General features: G+C 42.4%; 13 protein-coding genes. 3 read left to right on the top strand and 10 right to left on the bottom strand.

All coding sequences use genetic code 11. From position 1 onward, the window contains the following. Nucleotides 1–26 precede the first annotated feature (26 nt). The 3 genes from P7F88_RS02330 to P7F88_RS02340 all read right to left on the bottom strand — a co-directional run bounded on the left by P7F88_RS02330 (nucleotide 27) and on the right by P7F88_RS02340 (nucleotide 4,809). Nucleotides 27–3,167, bottom strand: a complete 3,141-nt coding sequence (locus P7F88_RS02330; protein WP_277821742.1) for an EAL domain-containing protein — start codon at nucleotides 3,165–3,167, stop codon at nucleotides 27–29. A gap of 90 nt (nucleotides 3,168–3,257) precedes the next feature. Beyond that, nucleotides 3,258–4,349: a GGDEF domain-containing protein gene (locus tag P7F88_RS02335; protein ID WP_277821743.1), complete on the bottom strand. Its 1,092-nt coding sequence runs from the start codon at nucleotides 4,347–4,349 to the stop codon at nucleotides 3,258–3,260. Continuing rightward, the gene (locus tag P7F88_RS02340; RefSeq protein ID WP_277821744.1) at nucleotides 4,339–4,809 is read right to left on the bottom strand and encodes a putative pterin-binding protein; all 471 of its coding nucleotides are present in this window, start codon (nucleotides 4,807–4,809) and stop codon (nucleotides 4,339–4,341) included. The genes P7F88_RS02335 and P7F88_RS02340 overlap by 11 nt, the downstream gene beginning before the upstream one ends. Before the next feature lie 174 nt (nucleotides 4,810–4,983). Between P7F88_RS02340 and P7F88_RS02345 the strand changes: the two genes are divergently transcribed. Further along, nucleotides 4,984–5,853, top strand: a complete 870-nt coding sequence (locus P7F88_RS02345; RefSeq protein WP_277821745.1) for a helix-turn-helix domain-containing protein — start codon at nucleotides 4,984–4,986, stop codon at nucleotides 5,851–5,853. A gap of 106 nt (nucleotides 5,854–5,959) precedes the next feature. Then, nucleotides 5,960–6,418 (top strand): exoribonuclease R, encoded by a 459-nt coding sequence (locus P7F88_RS02350; protein WP_277824514.1) that lies wholly within the window; start codon nucleotides 5,960–5,962, stop codon nucleotides 6,416–6,418. 14 nt (nucleotides 6,419–6,432) lie between these two features. On the opposite strand, the gene P7F88_RS02355 is transcribed toward P7F88_RS02350, so the two are convergent. The 5 genes from P7F88_RS02355 to P7F88_RS02375 form a co-directional block, all read right to left on the bottom strand. Beyond that, the gene (locus P7F88_RS02355) at nucleotides 6,433–7,188 is read right to left on the bottom strand and encodes an alpha/beta hydrolase (RefSeq protein WP_277821746.1); all 756 of its coding nucleotides are present in this window, start codon (nucleotides 7,186–7,188) and stop codon (nucleotides 6,433–6,435) included. A gap of 35 nt (nucleotides 7,189–7,223) precedes the next feature. Further along, nucleotides 7,224–7,664: a DUF411 domain-containing protein gene (locus P7F88_RS02360; RefSeq protein WP_277821747.1), complete on the bottom strand. Its 441-nt coding sequence runs from the start codon at nucleotides 7,662–7,664 to the stop codon at nucleotides 7,224–7,226. Between the two features lie 14 nt (nucleotides 7,665–7,678). Then, nucleotides 7,679–8,233 carry a c-type cytochrome gene (locus tag P7F88_RS02365; RefSeq protein WP_277821748.1) on the bottom strand — a complete coding sequence of 185 codons (555 nt, stop codon included), beginning with the start codon at nucleotides 8,231–8,233 and terminating at the stop codon, nucleotides 7,679–7,681. A 111-nt stretch (nucleotides 8,234–8,344) separates the two neighbouring features. Next, on the bottom strand, nucleotides 8,345–8,743 hold the full coding sequence (locus P7F88_RS02370; RefSeq protein ID WP_277821749.1) for a hypothetical protein: 399 nt from the start codon (nucleotides 8,741–8,743) through the stop codon (nucleotides 8,345–8,347). 83 nt (nucleotides 8,744–8,826) lie between these two features. Then, nucleotides 8,827–9,459 (bottom strand): substrate-binding periplasmic protein, encoded by a 633-nt coding sequence (locus P7F88_RS02375; protein WP_338405522.1) that lies wholly within the window; start codon nucleotides 9,457–9,459, stop codon nucleotides 8,827–8,829. 296 nt (nucleotides 9,460–9,755) lie between these two features. Between P7F88_RS02375 and P7F88_RS02380 the strand changes: the two genes are divergently transcribed. After that, a complete protein-coding gene (locus tag P7F88_RS02380; RefSeq protein ID WP_277821751.1) occupies nucleotides 9,756–10,397 on the top strand; it encodes an START domain-containing protein in 642 nt (213 codons plus the stop codon). 21 nt (nucleotides 10,398–10,418) lie between these two features. Here P7F88_RS02380 and cowN read toward each other — a convergent pair whose 3' ends face one another. Both cowN and ahpF read right to left on the bottom strand, forming a co-directional pair. Beyond that, nucleotides 10,419–10,703 carry a N(2)-fixation sustaining protein CowN gene (cowN, locus tag P7F88_RS25725; protein WP_422127324.1) on the bottom strand — a complete coding sequence of 95 codons (285 nt, stop codon included), beginning with the start codon at nucleotides 10,701–10,703 and terminating at the stop codon, nucleotides 10,419–10,421. A 204-nt stretch (nucleotides 10,704–10,907) separates the two neighbouring features. After that, on the bottom strand, nucleotides 10,908–12,503 hold the full coding sequence (gene ahpF / locus P7F88_RS02385; RefSeq protein ID WP_277821752.1) for an alkyl hydroperoxide reductase subunit F: 1,596 nt from the start codon (nucleotides 12,501–12,503) through the stop codon (nucleotides 10,908–10,910). Between the last annotated feature and the right edge of the window lie 41 nt (nucleotides 12,504–12,544).

Below are 12,544 nucleotides of genomic sequence, written 5' to 3' on the forward strand. Positions count from 1 at the left end.
TGGTTATTGTAGCCACGGAATATAACTTACGCCTGTTGCCACGCGCTATCAGGCTTCCACTGCTTAGCCCATCCCAGGAAGCTTTCCGCTTCCATAGGCTTAGCTATTCCATATCCCTGAGCTAGCTCACATCCCATGGATAAAAGTTGTACACCATGGTCGATACTTTCTACCCCTTCAGCTGTGACTTTTCGGTTAAATGCTGATGCCAGACTAATCACACCTCTGACAATGGCTCTGTCTTCCGGATCATCTAGCATATCCCGAACAAAGCTCTGATCGATTTTAAGTAATTCTACTGGTAGGCGCTTGAGGTAAGTCAGCGAGGAAAACCCGGTACCAAAATCATCTAATGCGAACTCAACGCCAAGTTCTATGCAACTATTCATGGTTGACAGTACTTCAGTTAAATCTCCCAAAGCACTGGTTTCCAGTATTTCTAGCTGTAGCATTTTTGGCGATACCATTGGTTTGGCATCCAGAGCTAGTGATAGCTTCGCTGCAAAATCTATATCTTGTAGCTGGAACGCGTCGACGTTCACACTTACAGGGATGTTCAAGCCGGCAGCCTGCCATTTATCTATCTGACTAACAGCAGTTTCGATAACCCAGCCCCCTAACTCCAGACTGATGGGATGGTTCTCAATGACAGGTAAGAAATCATTCGGGAAAACCAACCCACGCTCAGGGTGTTGCCAGCGGATAAGAGCCTCAGTGCCAACGATATCACCAGTTCTCATGTTGACTTTAGGCTGGTAATGAAGCACAAACTCCCGCTGTTCCAAACCTCGCTGGATGTGCTCAATAGTTTCGCGTTGGGTCTGAATCGACTTATCCTTATGGACATCAAACAAGTGGTAACGGTTTTTGCCCGTCTGCTTTGCGATGTACATCGCCTGATCAGCGTGACGAATTAATTGTTCTCCATCCACGCCGTCGTGTGGATAGAGGGTAACACCGATACTGGTAGAAACCTGATGCGAGTTTCCTTTTATAGTCACGGGTTTCATTGCGGCTTCGAGCAGTCTACCCAAAATATGTTCGCAGTCGCTCATCTGTTCTATGTCCGCGAGGATAGCGACAAACTCATCACCACCGATTCTAGCCAGTGTATCTCCTTCCCTTAAACAGCCATTCATTTGATTTGAAAGTACGACTAATAGGTCATCCCCGACACTGTGACCATAGGCGTCGTTAACCGCCTTAAAACCATCGAGGTCTAGATAGGCTACCGCCAGTGACTGTCCTCTTCGTTCGCACTGGCTCATGGCATGATTGAGCCGGTCTGCTAACAACATTCGGTTTGGCAGGCCTGTCAGTGCATCGAAATGAGCAACATGTTCCAATTGTTGTTGGTGGTGCTTTTTCTGGGTAATGTCTGAAAACAGGGCGACATAGTTCTGCACCTTGTCCTGGGTATCTGTAACAGCACTGATTGTTAGTAGCTCCGCAAATAGCGAGCCATCTCTATGCTTATTCCAGAGTTCTCCGCTCCACTGCTTTGTGTTTGTCAAAGATGACCACATCTCGTGATAAAATTCTGATTCATGAACCCCAGATTTAAATATTCTGGGGTTGCTCCCTAGTGCTTCGTCACGGGTATAACCCGTTATCTGACTAAAGGTTTCGTTTACCTCAATGATTGTCCCGTCTTTGTCCGTGATCATTATTCCCTCACGGGCATGGGTAAATACACTTGCTGCCAATTTGAGTTGCTCTTCCGCATTTTTACGTTCGGTAATATCGACAAATTCGGTGACTCGGGCATCCATTCCTTTAAAGGAGATATTTTTGCCAGTAACCATAAGAGGGTAACGAGAACCATCACGTCTCAAGCCAATGACCTCGTAGCTTTCTGTGATATCTTCTTCAATCTTTTCTTCGAGAATGTGATGGAATTCAGGGGCGATCAACTCAAAGCCATTCATGCCGATAAGCTCTTTATAACAAAAGCCCGTTAATGTAGACACAGCATCGTTACATTCTAAAAGCGTACCTCCCTTATGAATGACGATTCCGCTATGAGTAGCTGAACTCAATGCTTTGAATCTTTCTTCACTTTGCATCAGGCTTTTCTGAGCCACTGTCATTTGGCGATTAAAACGATGTAAGTAGAAAGTAATCGATGAAGCAACTATCGCGATTATCAAAGAAGCGATGAGTACCGGAAATACCCAGGGAGCGAGTGGGCGAGGGCTGTTATCGTAGACAAATCCCTTTAAGTACTTATCATTTTCTATCTGCCCAGCTCTGATAAATGTTGCTGTCATGTGTTGCCAGCGCTCAGAATTCATATGACCAATTTTAATCAGATCCGGCAGTATCAGCTTGCGCATCTCAGCCGCTTCGAACTCCAGGTGAGCGCGTGATTTTCCGACTTTATATTTATCTATCAGAAGGTCAATGATTTCATTAGGGTTGTCCATCGCATAGCGCCAGCCTTTTAATGTCGCTCGTATCATGGCATCAACACGCTCAGGGTTGTCACGCACTTCCTGCTCAGTGGTAAACAAAATATCACTATAAAAATCGACACGATAATTCATTGGGTCGATGATGTTATACGGTAGCCCAAGTTGGCGTAAGACAAAGGGTTCGTTGGTCGTATATGAATTAAATGCATCGACTTTGCCTTCGATCAAATCGTTGAGCTGATAACTACTTGGAAGAATATTCAGTTGTGATTTGTCGATTCCTTCATTAAGAAACATGGTAAGAAAGTCGGCGTCTTCATCCTCGTTCGCCAGCATCACTTTTTTACCAATAAGATCATGTACGGAACGGATACCTGAACTTTCTAGTGTAAGCAGCACGGAAGGGGAGTGTTGAAAAATAGCTGCGAGCGCGACAAGTGGTTTACCTTTTAATCTTTCATATAAGACTTCGCTGTTGCCTTCCGCATATTGGGCTCTGCCTGATAGTACTTCAGATACTGGCTGGTGGTCTGGGTCTCCCGCATTTATATAAACGTTTAACCCTTCGTCTTTATAGTAACCTTTTTCTAATGCCGCATAGTAACCAGCGAACTGAAACTGATGATGCCAACGGAGCTGAATGGTAATAAGTTCATCTTGCGTATTCTGAGCGGCACCAGATGTTGCTGAATAACTAAGAAGAGATAGCAGGAAACAAAGAATAACCTTATCAACAGTAATCTTAAGCAGCATTTTTATCCTTGTAGATCAGTCTCACAGACCAGTATTCATACCATCGGTCAATATATCGTGTTGTATCTAGTAAGGGAATAGCTGTCAGCTTTAGAAAGTAGTTTTCATAAGGTACATTTTTTGGTCGGCTAACATTAAAAGTTCATCAATATTTAATGTTTCATCTGGGTAAGTTGCCATGCCTATACTTGTTGTTACTTTTAATTTGTTATTATTGTAATTGAAGGCTTCTTCAAATAGATACATTAACTCCTGCTTAAATAACGATGTACAATCTGCGTCGGTAATGTTCAAAATGATTGCGAACTCATCGCCCCCTAGCCGATAAGGTGCACAGTCATAATTTGTAAGCGATTGTAGTCGGGATGCGACTTCTATTAACACTTCATCACCAGCGATGTGGCCATGTACGTCATTCACTTCTTTAAAGCCATTCAGGTCGAGTAGAAAAAGCACAAACCTCTGATTTTCAGCTGTTAATCTGTTGGTGTTTTCAAACAAAGCGAATCGATTGCTGAGGTTAGTCAGTGAGTCTGTCATTGCCAGTGAACGACTGTGTTTTAGTTCCTGGTAATAAATAAACCAGATAAGAAGAAGGCAAATGATGAAAAGGCTAAGCAAAACCATCTGTAATACATTTAGTGTGTTAGCTTGTTGTTGCTTCTCCAGTAGCAGTGGGTTGCTTACACGGAATATCTGATTAATGTAGTCTGATACCTCCTGATGAAGACGCTCAGTGGCTATATAGAAAACGTCTATTGAGTTCTGATCGTTTTCAGAGAGATTTTGTAACTTAGGTTCCAGCTCTTTGAAACGATCAAACTTTGCTTCAAGTTGCGCTTTTTCCTGCGTAACCGACATAAAATCATCGGACTCTCGGCTGGAAAGCATGGTATCAAAACGGCTCCAGGTCAGGTCATAGTGGAGGTTCACAGCGTCGATGGTGCCATGCCCATCTCTTAAATTTCGAGCTTCGAACATGAGTTCTCGATACTCTTTGGCCAGATGGAATAAAAACCAGGTAGCCTGATTCTTCTGACTTGAGTAAAGGTCAGCGAGTTTGTTTGTTTCGTTGAGTATCAGTGTATTGGCGACCAAAATAAAGAATGCCAGTAAGCTGAGCAGCCACTTAGCCGGTCGTGAGTACAGATGAACTTTTCTCTCACGAGTTCTATTTCTCATTGTTTGTAATAATAATTCTCTCTAGTTGCCAAACCATTTGCCCCTGCGCTTTTGGATTATCGAGCTCTGGATATTTTTCAAGAGAGTAAATTAGCCAGAACGGCCCTTTATCTCTAATTTTCATTGCTTTTCCATCACGTAAATAGGCGACAATAGGATCGTATTTTTCAATTTCCGATTTAGAAATAGTTGCTGAATAGTCGTTTAGTGCTCTTAACTTAAGTGTATCTGGTATTGAACCTGCTACATGATTAATCAGATAGCCTAGGCTTACACCAGTAAAAGTAGCATCACCTTTAATCCAGGGGAGTGGAGTGGTATAGGACAACTCCGGCATTTTTTGGAGGTCGTTTATTGTGTATGTCGCCAGAGTATTTTCGCCCTCCTCTATGAAAAGTGTACTGGCATTCCCAGCTAATGGGCTGCTTAAGGCTATCAATAGTAAAAATAATAAACGCATTCAAGAACACCAAAATTAATCATGTATTGAAAAATTATATAGTCTTAACATGTTGTTTACAAATGAGCTTGTGGATTTAGTGCTCATATTTTTATAACTGTTTTCCAGCGCACTGCAAAATCAACTGTGTTCCTTTATTATCGAGTTAAATAAAAACTATCAAATTGTTATTTAATGAATCCTATCGAACTAACCCCAGAACAATACCTTCAGCAGCTAATTTCTGATTACTCTGGTTTTCCAAAAAATATTGGTAAAACAATCTTTGCCAGTAATTTACCTGAGCCACCTGAACTAGCCTATCAGGTGCATTTTCAGCGCCTTGAGATCGTGGTTGAAGGTGAAGTGGTGATGGAAGTTGGGAATGACATTGGGGTCGATACAAAGAATATCCTAACCAAAGGGGATGCGCTCTATATCCCTACAGACTGCTGGAATAAGCCTCATTGGGAAAAGCCTGCGGTTATGCTTAATTTACTGGTGGGAAAACAAAGCTTTGGTATTAGTTTACTTAAGTGGGATGGAGAACGCTTTTCAACCCTGGTTAAAGACAATGTTCAGCGCAGGGGACCTCGAACCGGTAGCTTTATCCTTCAGTCTCTTGAAGAGCTGCGCTCTCACGCTGAAGATCAACATACGGCAAGGCTGTTGGTGGCATCACTATTGAGCCACGTAAACGACCTGATGCAAAACCCTCCGGAAACTCCTTCGCGTAGTAAGGCGTTATTCGAAGCCGTAAGAGATTATATTGAGCAAAATTACCATGAGCCACTTACGCGGGAATCTGTAGCAGAGCATTTTTACGTATCACCCAACTATCTGTCTCAGCTTTTTCAGAAAGAGGGAAAGATCAAGTTCAATGAGCACTTGAACCATATTCGTTTAGAAAGGGCGAAATATCTGCTTAAAGAGTACGATATGAAAGTAAAGGAAGTAGCGCACCGTTGTGGCTTTAGCGACAGCAACTATTTCTGTCGAGTGTTCCGAAATCAGACGGCTCGTTCACCTTCTGAATATAGGACTCACTATCGAAGTCATAGCTAGAAAGAACTTGTATGTTTTGAGCGAGAGTTGAATATTAATAGTAGCAAATCAAATCTCAGCGTTTAGAATGCGTGAACTTAAATTAGCAACCAACAATAGTGATTTTATGCTTCGTGATTACACCTTTGAATGTCTTGTAACTATGCCTCGTCATGAACTCGAAGAGTTTAGTGCTCGCATGATCAGTAAAATGGTACCGGAAGATGTGATGAGTGAACTGTTTACTTTTGAGCAGGAAGAGGTAGATAGTGAAGAGCGTATGTTGTCGGCACGTCTTGATGCAATGTTGCGTATGACGGCTATCGCGTTGAGTGAAATCCAACAGGCTTTTGAAGACTCTGAAAACGCGAAGCAAAATAGCGAAAGGATGACACGATTAGTTCTTTGGCATTTTTATGCCATTTCATTTCGCCTGGAACAAGCTATACCGCTTGAAACTCATTGTGAGCAGGTTGAAGCACTACTGAAAAACACACCTGTAGACGTATTTAACTGGGTAAATACTCTCACGGATCTTCTACACCGATATGCGGATATCAGTGCAAAACAAAATCCTCAGGGTTAATTTCCAATCATCGGCTAGTTCAGTGCTCGCTTTAACCCAGACACGTAGTCAGGATACTCTGAAATAGTGTTGTGGCCTGCGCTTCTAATGACAAACACCTCCGACAGCTGGTCACCAAATTCAGCGATTAGCTGGTCGGTTCTGGTACGCGTGATAACCTGATCTTCTTCTGCTATGAAGATATAGGTTGTAGAGGTAATCTCTTTAACTCTATCCAAAGAGCGGAATCTGTCTTTTATCATTGTGGATACAGGGAACATCCAGTAAACATCTTTTGCGACATTCTCAATGCTATCGAATGGCGTCACCAGGATAAGCTTATCCACTGGCTGGTGGGCTGCAACAAATGTGGCAACACCCGAGCCAAGACTCCGTCCCATTATAGATACAGAATCATGTTTACTTTTCACTGATTGAAATATCTGTATAGCGTCGCTATATAAAACATCCTCACTAGGAGTGCCGGGGTTGTTGCCGTAGCCCCGATAGGGAATAAGGTAGACCGTATAATTTGGGGTTACCGCTTTGAAGAATGGAATGTTGGCTTCGATGCTTTCTGCGTTTCCACCGTAATAGATTAAGGCTTCAGATTGTCCTTCGTTGAGTACCCAACCAGAAAGCGGTATATCGTCTACAACGAAATGGATGTTCATTTCCCCAAAAACATTACTCGCGTGTTGGGGATAGTATAGGAACTGACGCTGAAGAAAATAAAGAGTACTGAGAACAATGACGTAGAGTACAGCTAAATTAACTATAATACTTTTCATTCCCAGTACCTGCTTCGTCTAAATAATTTCTACACTTAGTACTTTTTATATAGACTCATCTTGCCTGATTTATCAAAAGCGATGACGTTAAAGTCTTTGTATTCCTGACCTGGTGCTGCCATCCCCGGTGAATGTTGAGGCATACCCGGAGCAGCCAATCCAGATATATTATCCGGGCGCTCTTTTAACAGGCGGGCGATGTCGGACTCCGGGACATGCCCTTCAACCATATAACCGTCGATAACCGCTGTATGGCAGGACATTAATTGTCCTGGCATGCCGAATTCCTGTTTGACGTCTGTCCAGTCCTTACGGTGGTGAACATTCACCTCGTAACCCTTGTCTTCCATAATGGCTGCCCATTCAGTGCAGCAGCCGCACGTCGGTGATTTATAGAGTTCAATCGTGGATTTTGCAAAAGTTGAAGCACTAAAAAATAGTGCCGACATCATTATAGCTTTCTGTAATTTGTTCATATGAACACCTTTGGTTACTTGATTTCTATATCAAGAATATTCTGTTGATAGCTGAGTTGGATTTGCCCGATTTCAGGAACCCAACGTATAGCTTTTGTTTCGTAGGGGTTGATAGTCAAAGGGTCAGTGGAAATATTCGGCAGTGACAAACTGAGAGTTTGCAATACCTTATTAAAGACCACTAATTCACTTTCTTTCCCTTGTTCTATTGAGACAGTCAATGTTGTTGGCTTATCTTCTATAACCCACTCTATAGATGGAATTCCACCGAGATCACCTAGATAGAGAGCCAACAACTGTCTGTCTTGCTCATCCAGTGCTTCACTGAGTAGTTTCATCGTCGGTTCAGTATCAAGAACCGTATTGATTTCTTTGAGCGTTTTGCCTCTGATATTACCTCCGACATTACCACTGCCGGTTGCAAACAAACCATGGCAGGTCGAACAACCATAGCCGCCTGCGGTTCGAAATAGCTCTTCACCTTGACTAAAAGATAACGGGCTTTCGGCTCCGCTTATGTTGCTGAAGGTGAGAGCAGCTAAGGCGATGTATACCTTAAAATATGGCATTATTGTATTTCCTGGCCGTCGCTGACTTCTTTTAAATATGAGTACGAAAATCAGCAATAATAGAGATTACACGGGCCACCCGTGTGTAATGTTTTTATTTCTCAGGAGGTGCTAAGCAATAGGAGGGCGAAATGGTGGATTAGTCAGCGCCCAGGAATGTGCGACTGGTTCACTAGAAATGAGATTTCTTCTATAAGGAGGCTGATAGATTTCTAAGGAATGAGATAGAATCGAGTAGTTTGCTACACCGCTTCCCGCACAGCAACGAAGCTCTAACGTTATACCTTCAGTCTCACAGCATTGTTCTGAACTGTTTTCGTCAATATGTTTGGTTGGTACGCAGTGAGTGTCATGGTGGTCCATCGCGACTATTGTTTGGGAAATGCCAGACATTTGAGAATCAACGGTTAATTGCAGCGGCATAAATTGAGCACTAACCGTCATACTGGAGGTTAGCAAAGCTAATACCATTACAGTTGTTACCCAATATGTGTGCAATCTTCCGAACATTAAACACTCTTATTCTTAAATCTATCAAATCGACTATCTGTCAGTAGCGGAATGCTGTCAAGTATGGAGGTCAAAACTCACGACTATTTCAAATCTTCTAGCAGTTGTTCGTATAGTTGATCCTGATAAATATTTGTGACTACAGATTTCAAGCTGTCTTTAAGGTCTTGGTTCATCCCTTTTCTAACTATTATCCATTGTTCCAGGCCTGATTCTAGGGTGATAAGGTCTCCGAAATCTTCGGGTGTTAGTCCAATTTGCTTTGCAAAATAATAAAACGCGGGTTCAGATACAACCCCTGCGTCGTAGTTTGGTCGGTGGTGAAGCATTTTTAGCATTTGTTCGTAATTTGGAACATAGGTAATAGATTCAGGCACACCTTCAAGCTTGGAATAAGAAGCAAGATCATGGTAGAGGAGGTGAGTATTCTTTAAATCACTTAGGGTTTTAATTCCAGAGTCTTTCTTTGTTACTACTATTACGTTTACCAGATGTTGAACTGCCAGTTTTTCTCCGGCAGCTAGTATCTCTTTATGAGGCTGAGATGAAATGAGGTCAACGCTTTCTAACTTAAGCAACTCTGCCATTCGTTTGAACGGCATGATGGTGTTGGTAAACGCTAATCCTGAACGAGCTCCAATCTCGTGGTTCATCGTATAGATTAATCCGTGCTGTTTTCCTTCTTCATCAATCCACCCATAAGGCTTCAGATCCATTGTTCCGATAATTAAGTTGTTTCTATGTTCATGGTTATGATCTGCAAACGTGCTCGATGGAACCCATATAAGAAGCATTAAACTAATTATTGTTGGTATTATTTCGCGTCGACACATCAATAAATCACCCTCAGTTACAGATACAGTCTAATTATAGAGTGCTAGTACCGCTAAATCCGCTTATAAGTCGGTATTTTGTTTACAACCATTGGGAAAATGGCGGAATTAATTACTAAACAGTATCATGTGATACTACTATGCTTAAAACCAAAGGGAATTTTGCGCTTAGGTGAGTAATGGAATATTTGCGGGTTAGTACGTTTCTGGTGAACATATTAATATCAGGCTCATTGTATGCTGAAGTCAAAAACTACTGGCAGTTTGATAGTGATAATAATGGAATAACCATCCATTCCCGTGAACACAAAGAGGGGCTGGTAGAGATTCGTGTCCGGATGTTTACGCCAACCAGCTACGGCGCTTTCTTAACGTTGTTAGAAGACAGCGAAAATGTGCCTAACTGGATTGATAAAGCGAGTCACAGCAGGGTTCTAAGGCAGATTTCAGCTACTGAGAATATCGTCTACACGCAGTTTTCTGCCCCTTGGCCAGCGAGAAATAGAGATATGGTGACCTACTCTAAGTATTGGGTTGATGAATTAGGGTTTAATTTAACGATCACCGATGCGCCTGAATCGGCCCTTACCAAGCAAAAAGGCTACGTCCGCATCCGCTCCGTCAAAGCTAGCTGGATGCTACAGAAGCTCACCAATGGTACTACCTTAATTGAGTACAAGGCGTTTGCTGATCCGGGAGGTATGTTGCCAAATTGGCTGATTAACAAGCTCTCCAGACAGGGAGCTCAATCAACATTCGAAGGTTTGCGGGAACAGCTTCCTAAGTACCAAGAGTTCTCTCATCCCCAAATAGAGGAGTAACTATATTCAGTGAGTTGAGGCTTAACAGCATTCTTGTTCAAGTTGATATAACAATGCTAGTGCTGCTTCGTCATTACAATCTTTGAGATACGAATATAATGTATTGATTTGATTACCTATGAAGTGGAGATTATCGTGCGACATTCGCTGCTGTTCACTTCGTTTTGAAGAAAAGTAATGCTGCCATTTTTCGTGTCCGTTTCCGCATTCAATATGCTTGTCGAGAATCTCGATGAGCTTGTCGGCATTCTTGTCACAATCTATATCGCAAAATGAAATGTATCGATCCGTTTGAGATTGTTCCATAACGTCCTCGGTCCAAAAAATAAAAGAACTAATAAGGCAATTAAAGTGCCAGATATAACATTATGATTTATAGTCAGTTTATAAATGGTCGATGAATGTTTGTCGGTGAAATGTCGTCAATATGACATTGACTCGTTGGTTGCAAAAAAAGGTTCACCGAGCAACCAGCGAACCTCTTTCTGTATTTTTTAATGAAGCTTGAAGTTAAGCAGTAGCTTCTTCAGCAACTACTGGTGCAGGGTTACGAATTAGGTAATCAAATGCCCCAAGGCTTGCTTTCGCACCTTCACCCATAGCGATGATGATCTGCTTGTATGGGACTGTCGTAACATCACCTGCTGCAAAGACACCATTTACTGTTGTACTTCCGTGAGCGTCAACTACGATTTCGCCGCGTGGAGATAGTTCAACTTTTGAATCTTTCAGCCATTCGCTATTCGGTACCAGACCAATCTGTACAAAGATTCCAGAAAGCTCTATCTGCTTAATTTCATCTGTATTTCTATCTTTGTACTCGATTCCAGTTACTCGAGTTCCGTCACCTACCACTTCAGTCGTTTGAGCCATAGTGATGATGTCAATATTTGGCATGCTGTTCGCTTTGTCGATCAACACCTGATCGGCGCGTAGCGTGTCCATAAACTCTAGTACAGTGACGTGCTCAACAATACCTGCAAGGTCAATAGCCGCTTCAATGCCTGAGTTACCACCACCGATTACAGCGGTACGTTTGCCTTTAAATAAAGGACCGTCACAGTGAGGGCAGTAAGCAACGCCTTTGTTGCGATACTCTTGCTCACCCGGAACATTCATCTCACGCCAGCGAGCACCGGTAGAGTTAATTACTGTACGCGCTTTAAGTACAGCGCCACTTTCAAGCTCGACATGAATGTAACCATCATCAGTGTTTTCTGCATCGATAATGTTGGCAGCTCGCTGCTCAGTGATGATATCAACACCGTATTCCTTCACGTGCTCTTCAAGGCTTGCAACCAGTTTTGGACCTGTTGTCTCTTTTACAGAGATAAAGTTTTCAATTGCCATGGTATCCATTACCTGACCACCAAAACGTTCTGCAACAACACCTGTACGAATACCTTTACGTGCAGCGTAGATAGCGGCTGAAGAGCCAGCAGGGCCACCACCAACAACTAACACATCGAAAGGCTCTTTTTTGCTTAGTTTAGCTTTTTGCTTTTCAACTGCGCCTGTGTCTACTTTGTTCAGGATTTCAGCCAATGACATACGCCCTTGCCCAAATAGCTCTCCATTAACAAATACGCTTGGTACCGCCATGATATCGCGCTGTTTTACTTCATCTTGGAATACCGCTCCATCAATCATCGTAGTTTTGATTAGTGGGTTAATCGCAGACATCATGTTGAATGCCTGAACGACTTCCGGACAGTTTTGACAAGACAAAGAGATAAATACCTCTACGTTTAGCTCCTGATCTAACTCAGAAATCTGATCGATAACTTCCTGTTCCAGTTTGATCGGGTGACCACCCGAATGAAGCAGAGCAAGAACCAGAGAAGTAAATTCATGTCCCATCGGCAAACCAGCGAATTTGATAGAGGTGCCTTTTTCTGGATTAACCACTTGCATTACTGGTTTTCTTTCACTTGCATTGTCTTCTCTAACAACCTCAATTTTATCATTCAGTGATGCGATATCTTTTGCTAGCGCATCTAGCTTGCTAGCAGTTTCACTACTATCAAGGCTAAGTACCAATTGGATACCCGTTTTAAGGTTGTCTAAATACGCTTTTAATTGTTGCTTCATTGCTTGATCTAACATGGCGTTACCTATCAATTTTTACTGTGGTTCTTACATCAGTG

The sequence above is a fragment of the Vibrio hannami genome (assembly GCF_029589055.1).
Lineage (GTDB): Bacteria > Pseudomonadota > Gammaproteobacteria > Enterobacterales > Vibrionaceae > Vibrio > Vibrio hannami.